The sequence below is a fragment of the Pseudomonas kribbensis genome (genome assembly GCF_003352185.1).
In the GTDB taxonomy this organism is placed as follows: Bacteria; Pseudomonadota; Gammaproteobacteria; order Pseudomonadales; family Pseudomonadaceae; genus Aquipseudomonas; species Aquipseudomonas kribbensis.
In genome coordinates, this window is the sequence record NZ_CP029608.1 from 4,665,360 (window position 1) to 4,690,000 (window position 24,641).

Annotated in this window: 19 protein-coding genes and 2 rRNA genes (1 of these 21 only partly in view); 7 read left to right on the plus strand and 14 right to left on the minus strand. The window is 58.7% G+C overall.

Features of this window, described 5'->3' with window-relative positions:
• The first annotated feature begins 53 nt into the window (after positions 1 to 53).
• Positions 54 to 779: a 4'-phosphopantetheinyl transferase family protein gene (locus tag DLD99_RS21275; RefSeq protein ID WP_114884851.1), complete on the plus strand. Its 726-nt coding sequence runs from the start codon at positions 54 to 56 to the stop codon at positions 777 to 779.
• A 6-nt stretch (positions 780 to 785) separates the two neighbouring features.
• On the opposite strand, the gene DLD99_RS21280 is transcribed toward DLD99_RS21275, so the two are convergent.
• Both DLD99_RS21280 and DLD99_RS21285 read right to left on the minus strand, forming a co-directional pair.
• Positions 786 to 2,396: an ATP-binding protein gene (locus DLD99_RS21280; protein WP_114884853.1), complete on the minus strand. Its 1,611-nt coding sequence runs from the start codon at positions 2,394 to 2,396 to the stop codon at positions 786 to 788.
• The gene (locus tag DLD99_RS21285) at positions 2,393 to 3,115 is read right to left on the minus strand and encodes a response regulator (RefSeq protein ID WP_085711000.1); all 723 of its coding nucleotides are present in this window, start codon (positions 3,113 to 3,115) and stop codon (positions 2,393 to 2,395) included. Before DLD99_RS21285 ends, DLD99_RS21280 begins: the two co-directional genes overlap by 4 nt.
• 735 nt (positions 3,116 to 3,850) lie before the next feature.
• Here DLD99_RS21285 and DLD99_RS21290 point away from each other — a divergent pair.
• On the plus strand, positions 3,851 to 6,745 hold the full coding sequence (locus DLD99_RS21290; protein WP_114884855.1) for a ribonucleoside-diphosphate reductase subunit alpha: 2,895 nt from the start codon (positions 3,851 to 3,853) through the stop codon (positions 6,743 to 6,745).
• A gap of 630 nt (positions 6,746 to 7,375) precedes the next feature.
• Here DLD99_RS21290 and flgE read toward each other — a convergent pair.
• The 6 genes from flgE to DLD99_RS21320 all read right to left on the minus strand — a co-directional run bounded on the left by flgE (position 7,376) and on the right by DLD99_RS21320 (position 12,367).
• Positions 7,376 to 8,689: a flagellar hook protein FlgE gene (flgE, locus tag DLD99_RS21295; protein WP_085730399.1), complete on the minus strand. Its 1,314-nt coding sequence runs from the start codon at positions 8,687 to 8,689 to the stop codon at positions 7,376 to 7,378.
• Between the two features lie 30 nt (positions 8,690 to 8,719).
• Positions 8,720 to 9,448: a flagellar hook assembly protein FlgD gene (gene flgD / locus DLD99_RS21300; protein WP_114884857.1), complete on the minus strand. Its 729-nt coding sequence runs from the start codon at positions 9,446 to 9,448 to the stop codon at positions 8,720 to 8,722.
• Between the two features lie 15 nt (positions 9,449 to 9,463).
• Positions 9,464 to 9,907 (minus strand): flagellar basal body rod protein FlgC, encoded by a 444-nt coding sequence (gene flgC / locus DLD99_RS21305; protein WP_054593596.1) that lies wholly within the window; start codon positions 9,905 to 9,907, stop codon positions 9,464 to 9,466.
• Positions 9,908 to 9,910: 3 nt separating this feature from the next.
• A complete protein-coding gene (gene flgB / locus DLD99_RS21310) occupies positions 9,911 to 10,318 on the minus strand; it encodes a flagellar basal body rod protein FlgB (RefSeq protein WP_025112931.1) in 408 nt (135 codons plus the stop codon).
• A 241-nt stretch (positions 10,319 to 10,559) separates the two neighbouring features.
• Positions 10,560 to 11,387, minus strand: a complete 828-nt coding sequence (gene cheR / locus DLD99_RS21315; RefSeq protein WP_007960327.1) for a protein-glutamate O-methyltransferase CheR — start codon at positions 11,385 to 11,387, stop codon at positions 10,560 to 10,562.
• A 47-nt stretch (positions 11,388 to 11,434) separates the two neighbouring features.
• Positions 11,435 to 12,367: a chemotaxis protein CheV gene (locus tag DLD99_RS21320; RefSeq protein WP_065258844.1), complete on the minus strand. Its 933-nt coding sequence runs from the start codon at positions 12,365 to 12,367 to the stop codon at positions 11,435 to 11,437.
• 82 nt (positions 12,368 to 12,449) lie between these two features.
• Here DLD99_RS21320 and flgA point away from each other — a divergent pair, with 82 nt between their 5' ends.
• From flgA to DLD99_RS21340, 4 genes are all read left to right on the plus strand, one after another.
• The gene (gene flgA / locus DLD99_RS21325; protein WP_085711004.1) at positions 12,450 to 13,211 is read left to right on the plus strand and encodes a flagellar basal body P-ring formation chaperone FlgA; all 762 of its coding nucleotides are present in this window, start codon (positions 12,450 to 12,452) and stop codon (positions 13,209 to 13,211) included.
• Positions 13,212 to 13,405: 194 nt separating this feature from the next.
• Positions 13,406 to 13,732: a flagellar biosynthesis anti-sigma factor FlgM gene (gene flgM / locus DLD99_RS21330; protein WP_085711005.1), complete on the plus strand. Its 327-nt coding sequence runs from the start codon at positions 13,406 to 13,408 to the stop codon at positions 13,730 to 13,732.
• A 48-nt stretch (positions 13,733 to 13,780) separates the two neighbouring features.
• Positions 13,781 to 14,248 carry a flagella synthesis protein FlgN gene (locus DLD99_RS21335; RefSeq protein ID WP_114884859.1) on the plus strand — a complete coding sequence of 156 codons (468 nt, stop codon included), beginning with the start codon at positions 13,781 to 13,783 and terminating at the stop codon, positions 14,246 to 14,248.
• 95 nt (positions 14,249 to 14,343) lie between these two features.
• Complete coding sequence (locus DLD99_RS21340) at positions 14,344 to 15,078, plus strand: flagellar brake protein (protein WP_114884861.1); 735 nt, start codon at positions 14,344 to 14,346, stop codon at positions 15,076 to 15,078.
• A 74-nt stretch (positions 15,079 to 15,152) separates the two neighbouring features.
• Here DLD99_RS21340 and DLD99_RS21345 read toward each other — a convergent pair whose 3' ends face one another.
• The 4 genes from DLD99_RS21345 to DLD99_RS21360 all read right to left on the minus strand — a co-directional run bounded on the left by DLD99_RS21345 (position 15,153) and on the right by DLD99_RS21360 (position 20,346).
• A complete protein-coding gene (locus tag DLD99_RS21345) occupies positions 15,153 to 16,523 on the minus strand; it encodes an MFS transporter (RefSeq protein ID WP_114884862.1) in 1,371 nt (456 codons plus the stop codon).
• Between the two features lie 68 nt (positions 16,524 to 16,591).
• Positions 16,592 to 17,833, minus strand: a complete 1,242-nt coding sequence (locus DLD99_RS21350) for a glutamine synthetase family protein (RefSeq protein ID WP_170931624.1) — start codon at positions 17,831 to 17,833, stop codon at positions 16,592 to 16,594.
• A gap of 219 nt (positions 17,834 to 18,052) precedes the next feature.
• Positions 18,053 to 18,745, minus strand: coding sequence for a sensor histidine kinase (locus DLD99_RS21355; protein WP_085711010.1), 693 nt, complete (start codon positions 18,743 to 18,745; stop codon positions 18,053 to 18,055).
• Entirely contained in the window at positions 18,742 to 20,346 is a 1,605-nt protein-coding gene (locus DLD99_RS21360) for a tetratricopeptide repeat-containing response regulator (protein ID WP_085711011.1), read from the minus strand. The genes DLD99_RS21355 and DLD99_RS21360 overlap by 4 nt, the downstream gene beginning before the upstream one ends.
• Before the next feature lie 227 nt (positions 20,347 to 20,573).
• On the opposite strand from DLD99_RS21360, the gene DLD99_RS21365 reads away from it, so the two are divergent.
• Positions 20,574 to 21,395, plus strand: coding sequence for a hypothetical protein (locus DLD99_RS21365; protein ID WP_114884864.1), 822 nt, complete (start codon positions 20,574 to 20,576; stop codon positions 21,393 to 21,395).
• Between the two features lie 170 nt (positions 21,396 to 21,565).
• On the opposite strand, the gene rrf is transcribed toward DLD99_RS21365, so the two are convergent.
• Together rrf and DLD99_RS21375 are read right to left on the minus strand one after the other, a co-directional pair.
• Positions 21,566 to 21,681, minus strand: a 5S ribosomal RNA gene (gene rrf / locus DLD99_RS21370).
• Between the two features lie 165 nt (positions 21,682 to 21,846).
• A 23S ribosomal RNA gene (locus DLD99_RS21375) occupies positions 21,847 to 24,641 on the minus strand; it runs 96 nt beyond the window's last position.

Below are 24,641 nucleotides of genomic sequence, written 5' to 3' on the forward strand. Positions count from 1 at the left end.
GTTCCACATCTGCGCACTATCCAGCCTCAAAGCAACCCGGCAAAATGCCCGCCATGAATTCCAGCCCTCTCCTCCCCGCCTGCTGCACCCCGCTCGATGCCCACTGGCCATTGCCGATCGTGCTGCCGGACACCGTGCTGCTGAGCACCCATTTCGACCCGTCGCAATTGCTCGGCGATGATTTTCGCCGCAGTGCCATCGAGCCGCCGCCGAGCATCCAGCGCTCGGTGGCCAAGCGTCAGGCGGAGTTTCTCGCGGGGCGGATTTGCGCCCGGGCCGCGCTGCAACAACTGGAAGGTTCAAGCAGTGTCCCGGCGATTGGCGAGGATCGCGCACCGGTGTGGCCGGCACATATTTGTGGCTCGATCACCCACAGCACGGGCCGGGCGGCAGCGATTGTCGCCAACAAACAGCACTGGCGCGGACTGGGCATGGACGTGGAAAACCTGCTCAACGCCGAACGGGCCGAGCGCCTGGCCGGGGAAATCCTCACGCCAGCGGAGATGCAGCGCATGGCCGCCGGCGCCCGCGATCAACTGGCGTTGTGGGTGACGCTGACTTTTTCGGTGAAGGAAAGCCTGTTCAAGGCGTTGTACCCGATCGTCCAGAAGCGCTTCTATTTCGAGCACGCCGAAGTGCTCGAGTGGACCGAGCAAGGTCATGTAAGACTGCGCCTGCTGACGGACCTGTCCAGCGAATGGCGCAACGGGACCGAACTGGATGCACAGTTCGGGGTGCACGACGGGCAGTTGTTGAGCCTGGTCAGCATCCAGGCTTGAACGCTTTCAGCGCCGCTCCTGATTCCGCGGCCAGCTCAGACTGAAACACGCCCCGCCCAGACTCTTGCTCTTGCCGATCAGCGCCCGGCCGTCATGCCAGTGGATGATCCGCCGCACAATCGACAAGCCCAGGCCGTGCCCACCGGACGCCCGGGTACGGCTGTCGTCCAGCCGCAGAAAGGGCGTGAAGATTTTCTCCCAGGCACTCTCCGGCACACCCGGGCCGTCGTCCTCGACATCCACCCGGCAACGCATCTGCCCGACCTGATAACTGACCGTGACCTTCGAGCGCGCATGGCGCATGGCGTTGCCCACCAGATTCTGCAAGGCGCGATGCAGATATCGCGGCTCGGCCTCGACCCAGGCATCGTCGCAGTCGGCGGCCGACAGACACAGACCGCGTTGCACCGTGACGTCGGCGCGCAGTGGCGCCAGTTCTTCTATTACCTGATTGACCAGTGCATCGAGGTCGATGCGCTGGAAGGTCAGCGCCGGCGAGCCCTGCTCCAGCCGCGCATAGGTGAGCATTTCGTCCACCAGCTTATCGAGGTCCTCGATGTCGTGGTCCATGCCCTCGCGGTACTTCTCCAGCGCTTGCGGGGTGGTGGCCGAGCCGATCATTTCCAGACCGAATCGCAGGCGCGCCACCGGCGTGCGCAACTCATGGGATACCGCACGTACCAGCTCACGCTGGATCGCCAGTAACTGTTGCAGGTGCTCGGCCATGCCGTTGAACGCCGCCGCCAGCTTGCCCACCGAGTCGGCACCGCGGGCCGGCACACGGGTTTCCAGGCTGCCCTTGGCGATGCGCGTGGCCGCCGCTTCAAGACCGCGCAATCGCCGTTCCAGCTGACGCACCAATAAATAGACGATGAGGCCGATCAGGGTCAGACCCAATGCGGCAATCAGCACCAGCCATTGCGGCGGGTACGGATTCATCTGATAGAGCGGACCGATTTCCAGCACCCACGGCGTGCCGACCATCCCGGCAAACACCCGGATCGAATCACCGCCCTTGCCCAGCGCCATCACCGTATCGCCTTCCGAGACGCGACGGCTCTGGTCCTCATCCATGTCGGCCTCGTCCACGGTGACCAGTCGCAGATCGAAACCGAACCCCTTCTCTTCCTTTAATTGCGCGAGGCGCTTGGGTTGCTCGCCCACGGGAACCCGCACCAGTTCATCGGCCAGCAGGTAGATGGTCGCCCGGGCCAGTTGCTCGCTGATCTGCTGCACTTCGCCCACCAGCACAAGCTGTTCCTTGTCGCTGACCAGTCGGTAGACCTTTGCTGCGTGCGGGCCGGTCTGCTCGACCAGTGCCTGCCCACGTTGTACGCGGGTACGTTGGGTCAGATCGAGATCGGTCTGGGCGAATGTCTGCAACGTCAGCGGAATCCCCAGCAGCCGTTCCCACACCAGCAAGGCGCGGTGGCGCTCGGTCTCGTTCATCGGTTGCAGGTTGTCGGCCATCAGGGAAAACGTGCCGTGGGCCAGGCGCTCGCGGTATTGCTCGCTGCGCACCTGGTTGAGCAGGTGCAGCGCCAGCACGCCGAGTACCGCCACCAGAATCAGCGCCGCGCACATGCCGCCATAGATGCGCAGGAAGATCGAGTTCACAGCGGCAGTTCTACGCAGGCTTCAGGCACGAACAGATAACCTTTGCTGCGCACGGTCTTGATCAGGCGCGGGTGATCGGGGTCATCGCCGATCTTCGGGCGGATGCGCGAGATGCGCACATCGATCGAGCGGTCCTGACCGTCGTAGCCGATGCCGCGCAACGCGGTGAAGATTTCTTCCCGGGACAGGATGCGTCCGGCGTTGGACACCAGCAGCCACAGCAGATCGAATTCGGCGCTGGTCAACTCGATACCGCTGTCGCTCAGCCAGGCTTCGCGCAAGGCGTTGTCCACCACCAGCGGGCCGAATTGCAGACGGCGTGGTTTGCCCGCCGCCGGCTCCGGTGCGTCACTGCGTCGCAACAACGCCTGGATGCGCGCGAGCAACAGTCGTGGGCGAACCGGTTTGCACACGTAATCATCGGCGCCGATGTCGAGGCCGAGGATCTGGTCGGCGTCGTCGGTGCGCGCGGTCAGCATGAGGATCGGCCCGTCGTACTGGTCGCGCACCTTGCGGCAGATGCTCAGGCCGTCTTCACCGGGGAGCATCAGGTCGAGGATCACCAGATCCGGCTGTTCCTTGATGATCCGCGCCGCCGCCAGCGCCCCGTTGCCTTCGATCTCCACACGCAATCCGTTGGCTTGCAGGTATTCGCGGGTCAGTTCGGCCAGTCGCTGGTCGTCCTCGACTATCAATACCTGCCAGGCTTCTTGCTCCACGGGTGACCTCTGCTTGCCGATGCTGCGAATAAAGGAAGGATCCTCCCGTCTTTTTGTCATCTTTAAGGAGGATAAGAATGCGTGTGTCAGGGCCGATTGTATAAACGGCGTACAGCGAGAACACAAGTCGGTAAATGCGTTCGGACAAGGCCGTTTTTTGTGATAGGGTTCGCGCCCTTAAAAATCCGCTGAAGCGTTTTTCCCGGCGAAAAAACAGTGACAAACGGTCTAGCTCAGCAGGTTCACGGCCTACAAAGGTTTTCCCTGTTTCGCACACAATTTACGCACAGGGTTATCCACAGGCTGTCCGTTGCAATCGCCCCCCAAAACGCATTATCTTGTAGCCCGCGCTCAAAAAAACCCTACATGTAGGGGTTCGCGCCAAAAACCAAACACAAACCGGACAGTGAATTCAAGGCTTTTTATTGCCATTGTCGGGTTGAACCAAACGTATTTTCAGAAGCCCAAACCGCGCCTGCGGATGGCTACCGTTTTTCAGCTGATCACGGCGTAAACGGTACGGGTGTTGCAGTGGCGAAACTGCTCCCCGAAAGGAATGCGGTTTCACGCGTATCGCGCGAACCGAAGACTTCGGCATGGAAGCGGCGCCCACAAGGCCCACTTCCTGAACTGTCCCGAAGTCGTTACCCGGCGCTGGCCGGTCGTAGTGCTTCAGGACGGAACGGTGGGCACCGTGATGGTGCCCAAACAAACATAGAGAACGTGGAGACACCCATGCAAACCGACACAACTCGCGAGAACCCGCAGGGCACCTTGCCGCAGGCCGCCGATTCGAATTCGGATCTGGCTGCCACCGCGCCTGGTCAACTGCGTGTGATCAAGCGTAATGGCACTGTCGTTCCTTACACCGATGACAAGATCACCGTCGCTATCACCAAAGCGTTTCTCGCAGTTGAGGGCGGCACCGCTGCCGCTTCGTCGCGAATCCACGACACCGTTGCCCGCCTGACCGAACAGGTCACCGCGACCTTCAAGCGTCGCATGCCGTCGGGCGGCACCATCCACATCGAAGAAATCCAGGACCAGGTCGAACTGGCCCTGATGCGTGCCGGCGAGCAGAAAGTGGCTCGCGACTACGTGATCTACCGCGACGCCCGTTCCAAGGAACGCGCCACCCGCACCACCGCCGACGCACCGGTACAAGCGCACCCGTCGATCCGCATCACCCGCGCCGACGGCAGCCTCGCGCCGCTGGACATGGGCCGCCTGAACACCATCGTCACCGAAGCCTGCGAAGGCCTGGCTGAAGTCGACGGCGACCTGATCCAGCGCGAAACCCTGAAGAACCTGTACGACGGCGTGGCCCTGAACGACGTCAACACCGCGCTGGTGATGACTGCCCGTACCCTGGTCGAGCGCGAGCCGAACTACTCGTTCGTGACCGCCCGCCTGCTGATGGACACCCTGCGTGCCGAAGGCCTGGGCTTCCTGGGCGTCGCCGAGAGCGCGACCCACCACGAGATGGCCGACCTGTACGCCAAGGCACTGCCGGCCTACGTCGCCAAAGGTATCGAGTTCGAACTGCTGAACCCTGTGCTGGCCTCCTTCGACCTGGAAAAACTGGGCAAGGCGATCAACCACGAGCGCGACCAGCAATTCACCTACCTGGGCCTGCAGACCCTGTACGACCGTTACTTCATCCACAAGGATGGCGTGCGCTTCGAACTGCCGCAGATCTTCTTCATGCGCGTGGCCATGGGCCTGGCGATCGAAGAGAAGCAGAAAGAAGACCGTGCGATCGAGTTCTACAACCTGCTGTCCTCGTTCGACTACATGGCTTCGACCCCGACCCTGTTCAACGCCGGTACCCTGCGTCCACAGCTGTCGAGCTGCTACCTGACCACCGTGCCGGATGACCTGTCGGGCATCTACCACGCGATCCACGACAACGCCATGCTGTCGAAATTCGCCGGTGGCCTGGGCAACGACTGGACTCCGGTTCGTGCACTGGGTTCGTACATCAAGGGCACCAACGGCAAGTCGCAAGGCGTGGTTCCGTTCCTGAAAGTGGTGAACGACACCGCCGTTGCCGTTAACCAGGGTGGCAAGCGCAAAGGCGCTGTATGTGCCTACCTGGAAACCTGGCACATGGACATCGAAGAGTTCATCGAGCTGCGCAAGAACACCGGTGATGACCGTCGTCGTACCCACGACATGAACACCGCCAACTGGATCCCTGACCTGTTCATGAAGCGCGTCTTCGATGACGGCAAGTGGACCCTGTTCTCGCCATCCGAAGTACCGGACCTGCACGACCTGACCGGCAAGGCCTTCGAAGAGCGCTACGAGTACTACGAAGCCCTGACCGAGTACCCGGGCAAGGTCAAGCTGTTCAAGACCATCCAGGCCAAAGACCTGTGGCGCAAGATGCTGTCGATGCTGTTCGAAACCGGCCACCCATGGCTGACTTTCAAAGACCCGTGCAACCTGCGCAGCCCGCAGCAGCACGTCGGCGTTGTTCACAGCTCGAACCTGTGCACCGAGATCACCCTGAACACCAACAAGGACGAGATCGCGGTCTGCAACCTGGGCTCGATCAACCTGCCGAACCACATCGTCGACGGCAAGCTGGACACCGCCAAGCTCAAGCGCACCATCGACGTAGCCGTTCGCATGCTCGACAACGTGATCGACATCAACTACTACTCGGTACCGCAGGCGAAGAACTCCAACTTCCGCCACCGTCCGGTCGGCCTGGGCATCATGGGCTTCCAGGACGCGCTGTACCTGCAGCACATACCTTACGGTTCCGACGCAGCCGTCGAGTTCGCCGACAAGTCGATGGAAGCGGTCAGCTACTACGCGATCCAGGCTTCCTGCGACCTGGCTGACGAGCGTGGCTCGTACGAGACGTTCCAGGGTTCGCTGTGGTCCAAGGGCGTACTGCCGCTGGATTCGCAACAGATCCTGATCGAAGCACGTGGCCAGAAGTACATCGACGTCGACCTGACTGAGTCCCTGGACTGGGCACCGGTTCGCGCCCGTGTACAGAAAGGCATCCGTAACTCGAACATCATGGCCATCGCACCGACCGCGACCATCGCCAACATCACCGGCGTATCGCAGTCGATCGAACCGACCTACCAGAACCTGTATGTGAAATCGAACCTGTCGGGCGAATTCACCGTGATCAACCCGTACCTGGTTCGCGACCTGAAGGCTCGCGGTCTGTGGGACTCGGTCATGATCAACGACCTGAAGTACTACGACGGTTCGGTTCAGCAGATCGAGCGCATCCCGCAAGAACTCAAAGAGCTCTACGCGACCGCATTCGAAGTGGACACCAAGTGGATCGTTGACGCCGCCAGCCGTCGTCAGAAGTGGATCGACCAGGCCCAGTCGCTGAACCTGTACATCGCCGGCGCATCGGGCAAGAAGCTGGACGTGACCTACCGCATGGCCTGGTACCGTGGTCTGAAAACCACCTACTACCTCCGCGCCCTGGCCGCGACCAGCACCGAGAAGTCGACCATCAACACCGGCAAGCTGAACGCTGTTTCCAGCGGCGGCAACCACGGTGACGATTCGGTCCTGGCAGCGCCAGCCGGCCCTGCTCCAGTACCGAAGGCCTGCGCCATCGACGAGCCGGATTGCGAAGCTTGCCAATAAGCTGAGCTGAATCAGGCGTTGCGAAACGCTTGATCCGAGAACCCCCGACAGACTTCTGGTTTGTCGGGGGTTTTCTTTTGCCCGCGACAAAAAATCAAAAGCCCCCCTCTCCCTTAGGGAGAGGGAACCGACCGAGTTGTTTTGGAGAGATACACCGACGTGAAATACCGAGTTGAACTCAAGTCTTAAAAAGCAAACATCCCGCACCTGCCTTTGCCTTTGCTTCCACCACTCAACACGATGAGCGTTAGCTCGAGTACCGCTTTTGACGTGCTGGCCCCATCGGCAGGCTGAGTGGAGGGATTTATCCGGGGGTGGGCGCGCAGCGCCGTTTGGCGAAGCCAAACACATCGAGAGGAGGTGCAGCGAAGCAAACCGTAGGCGATGCCCCCGGATGAATCCCGGAACGAAGGAACACCGAGCCTCAGCGAGGTGCCGAACGCCGGGGCCCAGCCTTTTGGTTCCTTTTTGGCGTTTGAAAAAGGGACTCGCCGTAAGGGCGAAACCGCCAGCCGCCACACCCGAAACAACGGATATTCACCCAATCAACCACAGCATGGCCATCTACCAGGACGCCAAGGCAAACAAAAAAAAGCCCCTCAAAAGAGGGGCTCCTTGAACAACCAAAAATCAGGTCATCTGAATGATGGTCTGCATGATGGTGCTCTGGGTCGAGATGGTCTTGGCGTTCGCCTGATAGTTGCTCTGGCCCTTGATCAGATCCACCAGCTCGTTGGTCAGGTTAACGTTCGACTCTTCCAGCGAGTTGGATACGACCGAACCCAGGGTGCCGGTTTCCGGCGCATCGTAGCCCGGGATACCCGAAGCGAAAGTCTCTTTCCAGCTGGTACCGCCGATAGGCTGCAGGCCCTGTTCGTTGGTGAAGCTGGCCAGTGCAACCTGGCCGATGGCCTTGCTCTGGTTGTTGCTGAAGTTGGCGAACAGGGTACCGGTACCGTCGATGGTCAGGTTGGTGATCTGGCCGGTGGCGTAACCATCCTGGGTCGGAATCGAACGCGCGGTATCGGCGTTGTACTGAGTGGTCTTGGCCATGGAGATGGTGATGCCGGCCGGGTTCGCCGAAGCACCGTTGGCAGACCAGACACCATTGGTCACAGTCCCGGGCACCCAGCCAGTGAGCTTCAGGTCACTGCTGATCGTGGCGGGTGGAGTGCTGACCTGAGTCAGCTTGCCAGTGGAGTCGAAGGTCATGGTGGAAGCCACTGGCGCGGTGACCTTTGGATCACTGCCGGTAGCATCCGGGTTACGACCGTCCACCAGGGTGTAGACCTTCCAGGTGTTGGCACCGGTCTTGACCATGTATTGATCCATGGTGTGCTGGTTGCCCTGGCTGTCATAGATCGGAGTACTGAACGACTTGGTGTAGGTCGCCGTGTTGGTCGGGTCGAATTTGCCGGCCGCCACAGTATCGTCGATCACCGGAGCGGTCGAGTTCAGGTTGATGGTCGACGTCACCAGCGAGGTGGACTTCGGCGCCAGGTTCGAGGTATCGATCTTCAGGTCGGTCAACACGCCGTTGATGATCTTGCCGTTGGAATCCACACCATAGCCCTGCAGACGCGAGGTGTAGTCGGTGTTGGTGATGTAGCCGTCCTTGTCGACCTTGAACGTACCGGCACGGGTGTAGGACACCGAACCGTTGTTGCTCAGGGTGAAGAAGCCGGAACCGTTGATCCCCATGTCCAGCACGTTGCCGGTGTTGTTGATGTCACCCTGGGTGAACTGCTGGGAAACGTTGGCCAGGCGCACGCCGTTGCCGATGACCTTGCTGCCGCTACCCAGGCGGGTCGCCGAGTAGACATCTTCGAATTCCGCACGGGACGATTTGAAACCGGCTGTCGCGACGTTGGCGATGTTGTTGCCGGTCACGTCCAGTTGCTTGTTGGCTGCATAGAGACCGCTAAGGCCGATATTGAAAGACATATTCCACTCCTTTGTGCCGGTTAGTCGGCTCTATATACCAATGGTTTGTACTTTGGACAGGGCGACGGTGCCCTTGCCGGACAGGTTGAGCATCAGCTCGCCGCCGGTCTGGCTGATCGTCACGCTGGTGACGGTGGCCGGCAGGTAGGTCGCCATATCGGTCGAGGTGCCATTGATCGAGGCGTTGGCCTTGACGGTATAGGTACCGGTCTTCACCAGGTTGCCGTCCTTGTCCTTGCCGTCCCAGGTGAAGCTCGCATTGCCGGCGGCGCGGCTGCCCAGATCGATGGTGCGAACGACGGTGCCGCTGCTGTCGGTGATGCTGACGGTGCCGCCGGCAATCGACGACGGCACGGTGACCGAACCGGTCATGCCTTTGCTCGGATCGTCGAGCTGGACCGAGTTGGTCTGCACGATCACGTTGCGGCCAACCAGCGACGAAGCCTGCAAGGCTTGCGACGAGTTGTAGTTGCCGGCCAGCGAACTCACGGTGCTGTTGAGGGTGGTGATCCCCTCGAGGCTGCTGAACTGCGCCAGCTGGGCAACGAATGCACTGTTGTCCTGCGGGTCGAGCGGGTTCTGGTTTTTCAGCTGGGTCACCAGCAGTTGCAGGAACGCGTCCTTGCCCAGGGCCTGGCCGCCGGTGGAGCTGTTGGTGGCCGAAGCGATGCCGTCACCGGTGGTCGAACTGGTCTTTTTCGACGAGTTCGCCAGGATGTCCTTCATGCTCAGGCTGCTGGTGGTATCGGTAACACTCATGGCAGTCGCCCCTTATCACTGACCGAGGGTCAGTACCTTCTGCATCATGGTTTTGGCGGTGTTCATCATTTCGGCGTTGGTCTGGAAGGACCGGCTCGCGGAAATCATGTCGGCCATTTCTTCCACCACGTTGACGTTCGGGTAGTAGACGTAGCCCTTGGCGTCGGCGGCCGGATGATTCGGCTCATAGCGCGCTTCGAGGTTGCTCTGGTCTTCGACCACACCGAGCACCTGCACGCCCTGGCCTGCGGCGTCCTGGTTCTGGAACAGCGAGTTGCTGCCGCCGCTCTGGCCGCCCTGGAACATGGTGGCGAACACCGGGTGACGAGCGCGATAGGTCTGGTCGATGCTCGACGAGACGGTTTCGGCGTTGGCGATGTTCGAAGCCACGGTGTTCAAACGCGTGGTCTGGGCGCTCATGCCGCTGCCGGCAATGTTGAAAACGCTGGACAGGGACATGGATTACTCTCCGCGCAGGGCTGACACCAGCCCTTTGAATTTGCTGTTGAGCAGCGTGAAGCTGGCCTGGAAGCCGACGGCGTTTTCCGCGTAGTTCGACTGTTCCAGCTGAGCGTCAACGGTGTTCTGGTCGATCGACGGCTGCATCGGCGTGCGATACATCAGCGACTCGTCGCCATTGCCCAGGCCTTCAGCTTCGATGTGACGGCTGTTGGTCATGTTCAGGGCGATGGTGCCGTTGGCGTTCTTCTGGCTCTGTGCTTCGAGCACTTTGGAGAAATCCAGATCCCGAGCCTTGTAGTTCGGGGTGTCGGCGTTGGCGATGTTGTTGGCCAGGACTTCGGCACGCTGGGCGCGGAAGCCCAGGGCTTTTTCGTGAATTCCGAGCGCTTTATCGAAGCTGATGCTCATGTCGGGAACCTTCAGGTGACCGGGTTTTTCGTAACAGGGTTATAGCAAGCGTCGTGCCAGTTTCAAAAAGCCCCGGATTCCGGGGCTTTGCAGGGGATCGGCAAGGCGGCAATGCCAGAAAAGCGGCAACGGGTTTCCGCCGCATGCCGCTTTTCTGCCGCTTGCCGCCACCGCAAAAAACCTCAGGCATAAAAAAACGGGAGCCCCTGAGGACTCCCGTTTTTTGTGTTGCCGGTGCCAGTCACTTCGCCTGGTAAATGATTCCCGGGCTGCACTGGACCATCTGGTAATGGTCCGGCAAACCGTTCAGCGCTTCGGAAGCGCCGAGGAACAGATAACCACCCGGCTTCAGCGTGCTGTGAATGCGCAACAGGATGTCTTTCTTCACCTCGGCGGAGAAGTAGATCAGCACGTTGCGGCAGAACACGATGTCGAACTTGCCAAGGCTTGCGTAGCTGTCGAGCAGGTTGAACGAGCGGAATTCCACCCGGTTCTTGATCGGTGCCTTGATCACCCAGCGCCCCGGCCCTTTCGGGTCGAAGTAGCGCTGCAGACGATCAGCGGACAGACCGCGACCGATCGCCAGGCTGTCGTACTCGCCGGTCTTGCAGTTGGTCAGCATGCTGCCGGACAGATCCGTGGCAACGATCTGCACGCCCATCTTCAACTGGCCGATGTTGGTCCGCTCGAACTCGTCGATCGACATCGACAGCGAATAGGGTTCCTGACCCGACGAGCAGGCCGCCGACCAGATCCGCAGACGCTGGTTGGGAGCGGCCTTGATCGCCTCGGGCAGCACCTTGTTCTTCAAGACTTCAAACGGATAGGTGTCGCGAAACCACAGGGTTTCGTTGGTCGTCATGGCATCGACCACCTGCTCGCGCAAACCGCTGCGCGGCTGGGTCTGGATGCGCTGAACCAGCTCACCCAGGGACTTGATGCCTTGCTGCTCCATCAGTTTGTTGAGACGGCTCGAGACCAGGTACTGCTTGTTTTCACCGAGCAAAATGCCACAGGCTTTTTCCAGGAAGACCCGGAACTGTTCGAAATCCAAATTACCCGTAGACAAATGATGCCGCCTCTTAAATCGTGTTGACCGCCAGGGACGGAAAGTCCCTAGCTGATATCTGCTGCTTTGATCCGGTCGACTACCCGGGATGCCAGGTCATCAGGACGGAATTTGGCCAGGAAGTCATCGGCACCGACCTTCTTGACCATCGCCTGGTTGAACACACCCGACAACGAAGTATGCAGGATGATATGAAGCTTTTGCATGCGAGGGTCGCCGCGGATTTCCGCCGTCAGGGTGTACCCGTCCATCTCCGGCATTTCGATGTCGGAGATCATCATCAGGAACTCTTCTTCCGGCTTCTTGCCCTCGTCGACCAGCTTGCGCAGGTAATCCAGCGCCTGCTTGCCGTCGTTCAGCGCCACCACTTCGACACCGACCGTCTGCAGGCAGCGTGTCACCTGCTTGCGCGCCACCGACGAGTCATCGACCGTCAGCACCCGCAACGACAATGCCTTGCTCTGGGTCTCGACATCAACAACGCCGACCGAAATCGCTTCCGGCGTCGGTGCGACTTCCGCCAGCACCTTCTCGACGTCGATGATTTCGACTAACTGATTGTCCACCCGAGTCACAGCGGTCAGGTAATGATCGCGACCGGTCCCCTTGGGTGGCGGATGGATCTCTTCCCAGTTCATGTTGACGATACGTTCCACCGAGCGCACCAGGAAACCCTGGGTCTTGGTGTTGTATTCCGTGATGATCACGAACGGACTGTTCTTGTCTTTCAACGCCCCGGAGCCGGTCGCCATTGCCAGATCGAGGATCGGAATGGTCGCCCCCCGGATATTCGCCACCCCGCACACGACAGGACTGGACTTGGGCATCAGCGTCAGTTGCGGGCATTGCAGCACTTCCCGAACCTTGAACACGTTGATCCCGTAGAGCTGCTGGCCGTCGAGACGGAACAACAACAGCTCCAGGCGATTCTGCCCTACCAGTTGCGTGCGCTGGTTCACCGAATCCATTACACCAGCCATGCCCAGACTCCTACACCAACGCCAAGTGTTGTTGCGACGCACATTCATTGCTAAACGGCACGGCGCTTGCTTTTTAACTCGTATGAACATTCAAACGACATTTTTCCGACGCCTGACATCCCCTATCCGCAGAGGACTTTGCGCGGTGTCTGCCGCTTGCCTGTTTTTCGCGGGCAGCCCTGCCAGTGCTGATGCGGTTACCTTGCCTGACATGCTTATCGGCGTCACTCAGGGCTTTCTTGAATTCACCGTAGAAGACTATCTGGCTACCAGTCAAACGGAAGGGCGTTATGAAATCGAGGTCAAGCAGCTCGATCCGCGCATGCGCATGCCTATGTGCGACAAGGAATTGACAGCGTCGCTGGAGAGTCCGGGGCGTCCTCTGGGCCGTGTGACCGTCAAGGTCCGCTGTGAAGGCGCCTCCCCCTGGACCGTGTTCGTACCCGCTCAAGTCCGCCTGTTTCGCGAGGTCGTGACCACCACTCGCCCGCTCAAGCGCGCCGGCATCATCGAGCCCCAGGACGTGACCCTGCGCGAGCATGATGTCAGTCAGATCAATCAGGGTTTCCTGACGTCGGTGGATGAGGCGATCGGGCAGAAATTGACCCGACCAACGGTCGCCGATCAGGTGATTACCCTTGTGCATCTGGAACAGGCAGAAGTCGTTCGCAAAGGCGATCAAGTGGTGATTACCGCCCGTAGCGGCACACTGGCCGTGCGCATGCCGGGCGAGGCCCTGTCCAATGGCGGCCTGAAAGAACAGATTCGAGTGAAAAACCTCAATTCCCAACGGGTCATCAAGGCGCAGGTCATGGCGCCGGGCCAGGTGGAAGTGGCAATGTGAGCAACGACTGGAGCAATGACAGGAAAGCCTCGTGAGTGACCGCGCAGAAAACTGGCGCCAACCTGAGCTGTTCCCTAAACTGTGCCGCAGCAGGATCTGTGCGGCGCATGCAGGCTTATTGGTAAAAGAGCCTAAAGTTTTCCAGGGGATGGCCGAGAACATGGCAAGCGTCCAAATTCCCAGAGGTTTTTAACATGGTCATCGATTTCAGCCGTTTGAACAGCTCCTCGTCACTTACGGGCAGTACACGTACCAGCGCGCCCAAGGAAACCGCCGAAACCGGCACCTCCGCGCCGCTGAATACCCCGGCCGAACAGGCCAGTACCGCAAAAAGCGGGGAATCGGTACACCTCAGCAATGAGGCTCAACAGTTGCAGAAGGTCACTGACAAGCTGCGCGATCAGCCTGCCGTCGACAAAGCCCGCGTGGCCGAGTTGAAAGCAGCGATTGCCGATGGCAGCTATAAAGTCGACAGCAACCGTGTAGCCAGCAAACTGCTCAACTTCGAAGCCCAGCGCTAGGCCTCGGCCTGCGCCAGGCTTTTGGACGCTTAAAACCCAAGGCCAGCCATGCACGACACTACTTTATTGCAACTGATCACCGACGACTTTGCTCCAGCTCAACAACTGCTGGAGTTACTGCATACCGAGTCCCTCGCCTTGCACGGTCGCGACATGCCCCTGCTGGAAGAAATTCTGGCGCGCAAACAGGCATTGATCATTCTGCTCGAGCAGCATGGCCGCAAGCGCAGCGAAATCCTCGCCAGCCTCAATCTGTCGCTCGACCGCCAGGGCCTGGAACAACTGGCCAGCCAGTCGAGCATCGGCGATCAGTTGCTGAGCCAGAGCGATGTCCTGACCGACCTGATCGCCCAGTGCCAGGCGGCCAACGTCAAGAATGGCCAGTCGATCGTGATGCAGCAGGCCGCCACGGCCAATCAGCTGAAAATCCTCACCGGTGGCGAGCCTCCCGCGCTCTACGATGCCAGCGGCACCTTCTCCAAACTGCAGAAACCGCGCGCGCTCAGCCAGGCGTGATGCTTTCTTCTATGCTTGCGCCCTATCAACGCGCGATACATGCTGGCAAAATACTGGCCAGCCGTAGTCAAAATTTGTCTGGAGATTGATTTAACGTGTCCAATGATGACGCTCCGCAGCCCCCAAAGGTGCTTACCACGCCCCTGGAGATCTCCAGCAATCTGCGCCAGCTGCAAGAGAGCCACGATCCGCTGATCATCACCTTTCACGAGCGCAGCCAGCGCTTCCAGAGCTACCTGATCAAGGTCGACCGGGAAACCGCCACCATTGCCCTGGACGAAATGATCCCGCGCGATGGCGAGCGCTTCCTGCTGGCTGGCGAACCGTTCAAGGTCGAAGGCTTCCACGAAGGCGTACGCATCGCCTGGGAATACAACGGCACACTGGACATCAAGGAATCCGACGGTGACCGCTTCTATGTCGGCGAGATGCCCACCGAAGTGGTCTATCACCAGCGCCGCAACGCCTTCCGCGCCGCACTGAAGCTGACCGATCTGGTGAGCGTCGAACTAGGCGGCGAAAAGCTCAAATCGCCAATCGGTGGCAAACTGCTGGATATCTCCGCCACCGGCTGCAAGCTGCGTTTCGAAGGCGACATCACCGACCGCCTGCAACTGGGCCAGGTCTACGATCGCCTGATCGCCCCGCCGCTGTTCGGCAACCAGCCAGCAGCGGTCGAGCTGCGTTACCTGCACTTCGAAGAAAAACTCAACATCACCTTCGCCGGCCTGCGCTTTCACAACATCAGCGGTCCGGCAGCGCGCAACGTCGAGCGTTTCGTCTATCAGTTGCAACGTGAAGCACGGCGCTTCGACAAAGACGACCTCTGATCCGCACGCACCATGAAAAACGGGCAGTCCCTTGTGGTGACTGCCCGTTTTTTATGCCTGGTGTTTTTTCAGGATCAAGGCCTGGCGCCACTGATGTCCGGTGCAGGACTGTCGCTGCCGGCATCCGGCTCCACGGGTGATTCAGGTTCAGTGGCAGGCTCGGGTGCAGGTTCAGGTGCGACCGTGGTCTGCATCTGCTCCTGCACCACTTGCTCGTCCACCCGCGGATCGAGCGCTGCCACCAGCGGCGAACTGGACATGCTGTCCGGCATCGCCACGTGATGCAGCGGTGCGTCGTCGACCTGGTGCAGATTGGTCACGGCTTTCGGCCGGATCCGCCACACCAGCACCAGCGCGAAAAAGGTGAAGAACGCATACAGGCTCTGGCTGCCGAACATTTTCATCAACACACCGGCCAGCAGCGGCCCGATGCTGGCACCGACCCCGTAGGTCACCAGCAGCATCGCCGTCAGCGACACCCGCCGATCACCTTCGACATGGTCGTTGGAGAACGCCACCGCCAGCGGGTACAGGCAGAACTGCACCAGCGAACACAGGAAGCCGACGACGAATAAAATCTCCAGCGGCACCTGCGGCATGATCGCCAGTGGCAATGCGGCTATAGCCAGAAACCCGGCGAAGCAGCGGATCAGCAAGGCCCGGTCATAACGGTCGGACAACCAGCCCAACGGCCATTGCACCAGCAGCCCGGCAAAAATGCAGGTACCCATGAACAGACCGACCTGTTCAGTGGACAACCCCTGCTGCGATGCATAGAGCGGTGCCAGACCGTAGAACGAGCCGATAATCAGACCGGCACCCAGCACCGTACTCAACGACTGCGGCACGCGCTTGATGAAGAAGCGCGGCTCCATCGGCGCCGGATGCAACGGTGCCGGGTGAATCCGCCGGGTCAGCGCCACCGGCACCAGACACAGGGCAAAACACAGGGCGACCAGCATCAACAGTTCCAGGCCCAGGCCCGGGTGCATGACCAGAATCAGTTGACCGAGCACCAGCCCCAGATACGAAGCAATCATGTAGCCGCTGAACACTACGCCGCGCTGGTTGGCGTCGGCCTGCTCGTTCAGCCAGCTCTCGATCACCATGTACTGGCACATCATGCCGAGGCCGACGATGGTCCGCAGCACCAGCCAGGCCGGCAGCCAGTCCACCAGACCATGACCGAGCACCGCTGCGCCGACGATCCCGGCACACGCCGAGTAGGCGCGGATATGTCCGACCCGGGCAATCAGGCGGTGCCCGATCTTGCCGCCCAGCACCAGACCGAAATAGTTGGCCGCCATCAACGCACCGACCCACAGTCCGTCGACATGGTCGGCCGCCAGGCGCAAGGCCAGATAAGTGGAAAGAAGGCCCGAGCCGATCAACATCATCAGCGAGGCGAAATACAGCGCTCGAAAGGATTTCCAGATTTGGCGCATCGGCGTTCCGAGCGGCTCCTTGCGGTGAGTGTCGGGCTATCGAACGATAGCCCGATGACGACATTTCGTCAGGCCTGGGCTGCCAGAACGCGCCGTTCCCAGGGAGTGATCTCATCAAAGAAACTGGTCAGCTCCATGGTCTTCGAAGCGATGTAGCCTTCGATGAACTCCTTGCCGAACAGTTCCTTGGCCAACTGGCTGCGCTTCAGACGCTCGAGCGCGGCGTGCAACGTACACGGCAGCGAAAGATTGTCCGGCACTTCGAATTCACCCTGGATCGGCGCACTCGGTTCCAGTTCATGTTCGATACCGTGCAGACCGGCCGCCAGACTCGCGGCAATCGCCAGGTAAGGGTTGGCATCGGCACCCGGCAAACGGTTCTCGACCCGACGGGCGACCGGCGAACTGGCCGGAATCCGCAGACCCGCCGCGCGGTTGTCGTGGGACCAGCAGGCATTGTTCGGCGAGGCAAACGGATGGCACAGGCGCTGATAGGAATTGACGTTCGGTGCAAACAGCGCGGTGAAGTCCGCCATGCCCGCCTGCTGCCCGCCGATGAAGTGGCGGAACATCGCGGTCGGCTGACCGTTCTCATCGCTGAACACATTCTTGCCGCTGCCGATCTCGACGATGCTCTGGTGGATGTGCATCGAACTGCCCGGCGTGTGCGCCAAAGGCTTGGCCATGCAGACCACGGTCAGGCCATGCTTGAGCGCGACTTCCTTGAGCAGGTGCTTGAACAGGAATGTCTGGTCGGCCAGCAACAGCGGATCACCGTGCAACAGGTTGATCTCGAACTGGCTGACGCCCATTTCGTGCATGAAGGTATCGCGCGGCAGGCCCAGGGCCGCCATGCACTTATAGACTTCACTGAAGAACGGTCGCAGACCGTTGTTGGAACTGACGCTGAACGCCGAGTGGCCGTCCTCGCGACGACCGTCGAGGCCGACCGGTGGCTGGAATGGTTGCGTTGGATCGGTGTTCGGGGCGAACACAAAGAATTCGAGTTCAGTTGCCACTACCGGCGCCAGGCCGAGGGCGGCGTAGCGGGCAATGACTTTCTTCAGCTGACCACGGGTCGACAGGTTGGAGCTCTCGCCGGTCAGCTCATCGGCATCACAGATGGCCAGCGCACGCGGCTCCTGGCTCCACGGAAGAGGATGGATCTGCGCAGGATCGGCCACCAGCGCGAGGTCGCCGTCATCGCTGCCGTAGAACCGTGCAGCGGGATAGCCCCCCATGATGCATTGCAGCAACACCCCCCGGGCCATCTGCAAACGCCGCCCTTCGAGGAAACCCTCGGCGGTCATTACCTTGCCCCGTGGCACGCCGTTCAAATCCGGCGTGACACATTCAATTTCATCAATGCCCGTCAATCGCTGCGCGAGTGAACGCTGGCCATCGGTTGTCATGACGCAATCCTTGTTATTGTGCGAGCCGCGAACGGCGACCCGGACAAAATAGGCTTCAGCTGTTCGGAATATCAAGCAGCGGCCAACAAAAAGAATGCCAGTCGATGAATTCGTGAATCAGGGCAGGTAAATACTGAACACGCCGCCACCCAATGGCCCGCCATTGCGGATCTCGGTACGACCGCCGACACCGTTGCGCTGATGCAATGCCGCAATTCGTCCGGCGAAGTACAGACCAAGGCCGGTACTGCCACTGCTGTGATTGATCCCCTGCACATAATCGGCCTGGCGCTCGAGCATCTCGACCGGGTAACCGTCGCCGTCGTCATTGATGCTCAACACCAGTTGCCCGGCCTCATCGCTGACGGTGATCAGCAGCGATTCACGGGCGTAGCGGATCGCGTTGTTGATGCAGTTGCCGAGCACCGAGGCGATCAGTTCACGATCGAAGAACCCCAATGGACTGAGCGGGTCGACTTCGTAAGTCGCGACGATGCCGCGACTGGCGAAAACCTCTTGATGAGCCGCCAGTTGCGCCTCGATGAAATCGTCCAGTTCATGATAAGCCGGCTGCAACGGCATCTGATTGACCCCGAGCTTGTACAGCCCGAGCAACTGCACCAGCATGCCGTTGAGGTGGGCGAACTCGAAGTCGATCACGCCCTGCTCCGGCACCTGACGCTGGTCCTCGGGCAGGCGCGCCAACCATTGGCTGTGTGCCTGCATCAGCATGGCCAGAGAGTTCTTCATGTCGTGCACGGTGGAGGCGATCACCGTGGAAAAATCCAGTGCCTGCTCGTCTTGGTTCATTCGCCAAACGCCTTGCTTTTCAGCTTCTGATAACGCGGATAACGCGCGTCGGTGTCGGGCATCAGGCCGACCATTTTCAGGCAGGCCCGACATTCTTCCAGTTCAGCTGACGGCACACTGGTGTCGGTGCCGTGCAGCAGCGACTGCGCCATGTTCAGCGCAATACTGATGTTCTTCGGTTGCATCTTCAGCGCCTTGCGGAACACCTCGCGGGCCTCCACCAGGTTGCCGGTCTTGTACACGCGCACGCCCTGACGGTTGAGGTCGGCGGCGGCATTACTGGAGCTGAGAATAGTCGGGTCGTCGGTGAGCTTGGCGATGTCTTTCATCACCGTCGGGTCATCGCCGTAGATTTCCGCACAGCTCTTGAGCATCGACGTGCCCGCCTCGGCCTGGCCGAGCATCTGCAATTGCTTGGCGACCAGCAGCGCGGCCTCGGGGCTCATGAACTGCTCCATACCGTCGAGACGCATCAGCGCTTGCTCGGTGAGCTTCTCGGCGGTCTCGGCGTCGTTGAGCAGCAGACTGGTGGCCTTCATCAGACGCGCGCGAATCTGCAAGCCAGGATCGGTCGGGTTTTCCTTGGCCACGGCACTGAGAGTGGTGTTGATTTCCAGCCGCGTGCGGGTATCAAGGCCTTTTTCGCTGCCCTTGCTGATCAGCGCATGGGCAAGACCCAGGTTGCTTTCCGGATCCTTGAAGCGCGACTGCGCCCCCTGCGCCACAGCCTGACGGTAGGCCCGCGACGCCGTGTCGAAATCCTCGTTGGCCATTGCCAGTTTGCCGAGCAGCGCCTGTCGGCGTACCGCCAGTGGCGACAGGCGAATCGCCTCTTCCAGTGTCCGCTGTGCGCCTTTGGTATCGCCTTCGGCCACAAGGACATCCGCCATGCCGTCGTAGAGTGCCGGCATCATTGGAAACACTTTCAGGGCTTTTTCATACACGCCTTTGGCCTGGGCCACCTGACCGCGCTTGAACAGTAACTTGCCCAGTCCGGCAAAGGCCCACGGCAACGGCCGATCGGCGATGATGCTGTCGTAGAGACGCTCAAGCGCTTCGTTCTGATTCATGTCGCGCAAGGCATCGGCGCGGTAGCGCAGGCACAGGGGCGAATAGCGGATGTCCTGCTTGCACAGAGCAATACAGGCGTTGAGCACCTCGACCGGCTTGCCACGATCAAGGGCCTGCAGAATCGGCTTGAGCAGGGTTTTGCGCTGTTCCAGACGTTCCAGACGTTGAGCCAGGCCGATCCGGTTGAACGGCTTGGTCAGGTAGGCGTCCGGCTCGTGCTCCAGAGCACTGAGCACCATCGCCTGGCTCGTCTCGGCGGTGACCATCACAAACACGGCTTCGTGACTGATCAGCTTTTCCATCATCAGGTCTTCCAGCACCTGCTGACCGTTTTTCTTGCCGTCACCCAGGTGGAAATCCTGAAGGATGAAATCGTAGGATTTCTGCGCGCACATTTTCAGCGCCTGCTCACCGGTGTCGGCAGTGTCCACGTCCTTGACGCCCAACTCGCGCAACATCGAGCGTACGGAACTGCGGAAATCCGAGAAATCATCGACGATCAGAAAACTCTTTTGGTGATACGACAGCATCGAGGATTTCCAGACAATTGAAGTAGAAGAACCGAGGGCTTTCACAAGCGCGCAGATGATAACTGGAGGCTAAATGCTATCAAGCGATTTCATGCGCAGCCGATGAGATTGCAAGTACCGATCGGGTTATCGGCCAGAAGTGACATTCTCTGAAGCAGGCACTTCAAGATTCCTTATGCAACAACTGGCCTGTTCGGCTGCTCACTCCCTCATAAAAGGCTTGGATCGTGTACATCAAAGGACGCTACATCGTGTCCGCCGGCGTTCTGCTCTCGTTTACCTTGCTTGATCTGGACGGCGACGGTCATCGCGATCTGATTGTTCAGATTTATACAGGCGGCACGGGACTGTTCACCTTCATCGAAACCTACCGCCGTGATGGCGATAGATTTATCCGCAGAACAGCCGCGCGCGGTCAGGAATCAGTTGCCGGCAGTTCGCTGTACTCGATCAATGATCGCGGTGCCAATCAATCAGTGAGCTGGATCAGCATTCACGGAAAGGTTTACGCCGCCTATCGTGACAGTGGATATGGTGTTGATCAGGTCTACCTTCTCAGCCCTCTGCAAATCAACCGCCAGGTACCTACCGTCAAAGTTGGCTACCGCTATCAACTGCAAATTCCACTCACACAGCAGCATGAAGACAGCAACACCACTTACAAGCTGAAACCGGAATTGCAACGAGCACTCGCCCAAGGCCTGAGCAAAATGGATGAAGAGCCGCCCGTTTCCGGGCAGGAGAGACAGCCGATTTGTCCTGTTCCTCCATCAGTCAACGACACTGAGGAGTATTACAGCTATGGCGCGGGCTATTACGCCATAGAGTCAGTGGCAGACTTCCCGGTGATCATTGACACCGATTGCTTTATTGCTCGATTGAACAATGGGTTCGGAACCTACAGCGAAAAACGAGGCTTGTTCGCGCAACTGACCTTACGCAAGCCAGGCTTGGGAGACGAGGAGCGTAGCTACGAGGTCAATGGGCGCCGGCGCATTATCGAGATCAGTACTTCAATTGGCGAAGTCGGAGGCGGCGCCGCAGAATAATCAGTAAAACGCACAATAAAAAGCCCCGCCAGGTCATCCTGCGCGGGGCTTCTTTAAGCGAGCAAACCTTGGCCAAGTCTAGCGTGCTCAATGGATAAGCAGAAATAGAAACTTTCCTGCGGACAAAACAAAACCCCAACTGCTTTCGCAATTGGGGTTTCGGAATTTAATCTTGACGATGACCTACTCTCACATGGGGAAACCCCACACTACCATCGGCGATGCATCGTTTCACTTCTGAGTTCGGGATGGGATCAGGTGGTTCCAACGCTCTATGGTCGTCAAGAAATTCGGGTACTGACTCGTGACCGTATGGCCTCGCTTCAGCAAATTGGGTATGGGATAGTTTTCGGTGCTTTGTGAGCGTCGAACTTTCGGTTCATTGCGTCTTCACACACCGCAATCTGGCTCTGCTCTTTATTCAGGAGCAGTCAAATTGCTTGGGTGTTATATGGTCAAGCCTCACGGGCAATTAGTATTGGTTAGCTCAACGCCTCACAGCGCTTACACACCCAACCTATCAACGTCGTAGTCTTCGACGGCCCTTCAGGGAACTCAAGGTTCCAGTGAGATCTCATCTTGAGGCAAGTTTCCCGCTTAGATGCTTTCAGCGGTTATCTTTTCCGAACATAGCTACCCGGCAATGCCACTGGCGTGACAACCGGAACACCAGAGGTTCGTCCACTCCGGTCCTCTCGTACTAGGAGCAGCCCCTCTCAAATCTCAAACGTCCACGGCAGATAGGGACCGAACTGTCTCACGACGTTCTAAACCCAGCTCGCGTACCACTTTAAATGGCGAACAGCCATACCCTTGGGACCGGCTTCAGCCCCAGGATGTGATGAGCCGACATCGAGGTGCCAAACACCGCCGTCGATATGAACTCTTGGGCGGTATCAGCCTGTTATCCCCGGAGTACCTTTTATCCGTTGAGCGATGGCCCTTCCATACAGAACCACCGGATCACTAAGACCTACTTTCGTACCTGCTCGACGTGTCTGTCTCGCAGTCAAGCGCGCTTTTGCCTTTATACTCTACGACCGATTTCCGACCGGTCTGAGCGCACCTTCGTACTCCTCCGTTACTCTTTAGGAGGAGACCGCCCCAGTCAAACTACCCACCATACACTGTCCTCGATCCGGATAACGGACCTGAGTTAGAACCTCAAAGTTGCCAGGGTGGTATTTCAAGGATGGCTCCACGCGAACTGGCGTCCACGCTTCAAAGCCTCCCACCTATCCTACACAAGCAAATTCAAAGTCCAGTGCAAAGCTATAGTAAAGGTTCACGGGGTCTTTCCGTCTAGCCGCGGATACACTGCATCTTCACAGCGATTTCAATTTCACTGAGTCTCGGGTGGAGACAGCGCCGCCATCGTTACGCCATTCGTGCAGGTCGGAACTTACCCGACAAGGAATTTCGCTACCTTAGGACCGTTATAGTTACGGCCGCCGTTTACCGGGGCTTCGATCAAGAGCTTCGCGTTAGCTAACCCCATCAATTAACCTTCCGGCACCGGGCAGGCGTCACACCCTATACGTCCACTTTCGTGTTTGCAGAGTGCTGTGTTTTTAATAAACAGTCGCAGCGGCCTGGTATCTTCGACCGGCATGGGCTTACGGAGCAAGTCCTTCACCCTCACCGGCGCACCTTCTCCCGAAGTTACGGTGCCATTTTGCCTAGTTCCTTCACCCGAGTTCTCTCAAGCGCCTTGGTATTCTCTACCCAACCACCTGTGTCGGTTTGGGGTACGGTTCCTGGTTATCTGAAGCTTAGAAGCTTTTCTTGGAAGCATGGCATCAACCACTTCGTCGCCTAAAGGCAACTCGTCATCAGCTCTCGGCCTTAAGATCCCGGATTTACCTAAGATCTCAGCCTACCACCTTAAACTTGGACAACCAACGCCAAGCTGGCCTAGCCTTCTCCGTCCCTCCATCGCAATAACCAGAAGTACAGGAATATTAACCTGTTTTCCATCGACTACGCTTTTCAGCCTCGCCTTAGGGACCGACTAACCCTGCGTCGATTAACGTTGCGCAGGAAACCTTGGTCTTTCGGCGTGGGTGTTTTTCACACCCATTGTCGTTACTCATGTCAGCATTCGCACTTCTGATACCTCCAGCAAGCTTCTCAACTCACCTTCACAGGCTTACAGAACGCTCCTCTACCGCATCACTTACGTGATACCCGTAGCTTCGGTGTATGGTTTGAGCCCCGTTACATCTTCCGCGCAGGCCGACTCGACTAGTGAGCTATTACGCTTTCTTTAAAGGGTGGCTGCTTCTAAGCCAACCTCCTAGCTGTCTAAGCCTTCCCACATCGTTTCCCACTTAACCATAACTTTGGGACCTTAGCTGACGGTCTGGGTTGTTTCCCTTTTCACGACGGACGTTAGCACCCGCCGTGTGTCTCCCATGCTCGGCACTTGTAGGTATTCGGAGTTTGCATCGGTTTGGTAAGTCGGGATGACCCCCTAGCCGAAACAGTGCTCTACCCCCTACAGTGATACATGAGGCGCTACCTAAATAGCTTTCGAGGAGAACCAGCTATCTCCGAGCTTGATTAGCCTTTCACTCCGATCCACAGGTCATCCGCTAACTTTTCAACGGTAGTCGGTTCGGTCCTCCAGTCAGTGTTACCTAACCTTCAACCTGCCCATGGATAGATCGCCCGGTTTCGGGTCTATTCCCAGCGACTAGACGCCCTATTAAGACTCGCTTTCGCTACGCCTCCCCTATTCGGTTAAGCTCGCCACTGAAAATAAGTCGCTGACCCATTATACAAAAGGTACGCAGTCACAGAACAAAGTCTGCTCCCACTGCTTGTACGCATACGGTTTCAGGATCTATTTCACTCCCCTCTCCGGGGTTCTTTTCGCCTTTCCCTCACGGTACTAGTTCACTATCGGTCAGTCAGTAGTATTTAGCCTTGGAGGATGGTCCCCCCATATTCAGACAAAGTTTCTCGTGCTCCGTCCTACTCGATTTCATGACTAAGAGATTTTCGCGTACAGGGCTATCACCCACTATGGCCGCACTTTCCAGAGCGTTCCGCTAATCTCAAAGCCACTTAAGGGCTAGTCCCCGTTCGCTCGCCACTACTAAGGGAATCTCGGTTGATTTCTTTTCCTCAGGGTACTTAGATGTTTCAGTTCCCCTGGTTCGCCTCTTGCACCTATGTATTCAGTGCAAGATAACCATCTTGTGATGGCTGGGTTCCCCCATTCAGACATCTCCGGATCAAAGT

Bases quoted from the DNA above. Each gene is read 5' to 3' on its own strand.
- flgE (WP_085730399.1), bottom strand. From the start codon at position 8,689: ATGTCTTTCAATATCGGCCTTAGCGGTCTCTATGCAGCCAACAAGCAA.
- DLD99_RS21360 (WP_085711011.1), bottom strand. From the start codon at position 20,346: ATGCTGTCGTATCACCAAAAGAGTTTTCTGATCGTCGATGATTTCTCG.
- DLD99_RS21345 (WP_114884862.1), bottom strand. From the start codon at position 16,523: ATGCGCCAAATCTGGAAATCCTTTCGAGCGCTGTATTTCGCCTCGCTG.
- DLD99_RS21350 (WP_170931624.1), bottom strand. From the start codon at position 17,833: ATGACCGCCGAGGGTTTCCTCGAAGGGCGGCGTTTGCAGATGGCCCGG.
- flgC (WP_054593596.1), bottom strand. From the start codon at position 9,907: ATGTCCCTGTCCAGCGTTTTCAACATTGCCGGCAGCGGCATGAGCGCC.
- DLD99_RS21290 (WP_114884855.1), top strand. From the start codon at position 3,851: ATGCAAACCGACACAACTCGCGAGAACCCGCAGGGCACCTTGCCGCAG.
- flgB (WP_025112931.1), bottom strand. From the start codon at position 10,318: ATGAGCATCAGCTTCGATAAAGCGCTCGGAATTCACGAAAAAGCCCTG.
- flgD (WP_114884857.1), bottom strand. From the start codon at position 9,448: ATGAGTGTTACCGATACCACCAGCAGCCTGAGCATGAAGGACATCCTG.
- flgA (WP_085711004.1), top strand. From the start codon at position 12,450: ATGAACATTCAAACGACATTTTTCCGACGCCTGACATCCCCTATCCGC.
- DLD99_RS21275 (WP_114884851.1), top strand. From the start codon at position 54: ATGAATTCCAGCCCTCTCCTCCCCGCCTGCTGCACCCCGCTCGATGCC.
- flgM (WP_085711005.1), top strand. From the start codon at position 13,406: ATGGTCATCGATTTCAGCCGTTTGAACAGCTCCTCGTCACTTACGGGC.
- DLD99_RS21335 (WP_114884859.1), top strand. From the start codon at position 13,781: ATGCACGACACTACTTTATTGCAACTGATCACCGACGACTTTGCTCCA.
- DLD99_RS21320 (WP_065258844.1), bottom strand. From the start codon at position 12,367: ATGGCTGGTGTAATGGATTCGGTGAACCAGCGCACGCAACTGGTAGGG.
- DLD99_RS21355 (WP_085711010.1), bottom strand. From the start codon at position 18,745: ATGAACCAAGACGAGCAGGCACTGGATTTTTCCACGGTGATCGCCTCC.